The sequence below is a fragment of the Bacillus australimaris genome (assembly GCF_001307105.1).
GTDB classification, from domain to species: Bacteria; Bacillota; Bacilli; order Bacillales; family Bacillaceae; genus Bacillus; species Bacillus australimaris.
Map to the genome: position 1 here is coordinate 1 of NZ_LGYN01000019.1, position 1,016 is coordinate 1,016.

The following is a 1,016-nucleotide window of genomic DNA, read 5'->3' on the forward strand; positions in this document are numbered from 1 at the left end:
TACGGAACTGGTCTTTTTTGTGTTTTTGAATAATTTGCTTCTATATAAGAGGTTTATAAAGTGGATTGGTCAATAAACCAATCTTGACGTTCAATTCGAAATAAATTTTAAGTATTTAACATTGGGCTCATCGTATGAGCCAGCAGCTCAATTCGTTCAGGACCACATCAAAACATAGAATCTTCTCTTAAGCAGTTAGTATGTGGAAAGATGCTTATAGTGGATACCTGCATAATAAGGCATTCCAAAGGCCATCATAAGTCAGCTATAGTTGAAGTTTTATTTAATAAGAAAGGAGAACAAAGTCTCTTTTTTAAAATTTTATATTGATGATAAAGGTATTTAAAATTTAAAAGCAGCAGAAAAGTAGAAAATGATGTGAAACAATTTGTTGAAAAATAGTAAAAAATAGCATTATTTTCACACGAAAATGATTTCTCAGAAAAATAAAATATTAAGAGAATTCCTTCCTAAGAGATTTTTATCAAAAGATATATGAAATAAAAAGAGGCTAAGGAGGCTTCAAAAATAGCGTATTCACAGTGTTTAAGCCTTATTATCGCTCTTTTTAACAAAAAAACATAAAAAAATGAAAAAAAGACTTTTAAAATGATGGGACAAGTGGTAAACTTCTTTAGGTGCCTTAACGAAAAGGTAAAAAAACAGCTTTAAAATAAATCCAAAAATTATTTTAAAAAAGTCTTTACAAACAATATCTTATCGTTATATAATACTATTTGTCAGATCGAGAGACATTCGAAACGACATAATATGGAGGATTAGCTCAGCTGGGAGAGCATCTGCCTTACAAGCAGAGGGTCGGCGGTTCGAGCCCGTCATCCTCCACCATATTTATTCTTACATAATGTTAGGATAGATAAAGCCGGTGTAGCTCAACTGGTAGAGCAACTGACTTGTAATCAGTAGGTTGGGGGTTCAAGTCCTCTTGCCGGCACCACTTTCATATGGTAAGATAGACAAGTCGCTTTTAAAGCGAGCCATTAGCTCAGTTGGTA

General features: G+C 32.9%; 2 tRNA genes. Both read left to right on the forward strand.

Going from position 1 to position 1,016, the window contains the following annotated elements:
- Positions 1 to 773 precede the first annotated feature (773 nt).
- A tRNA-Val gene (locus AKG37_RS09325) sits at positions 774 to 849 on the forward strand.
- A 33-nt stretch (positions 850 to 882) separates the two neighbouring features.
- Positions 883 to 958: transfer RNA gene (locus AKG37_RS09330), tRNA-Thr, on the forward strand.
- Positions 959 to 1,016: the final 58 nt, after the last annotated feature.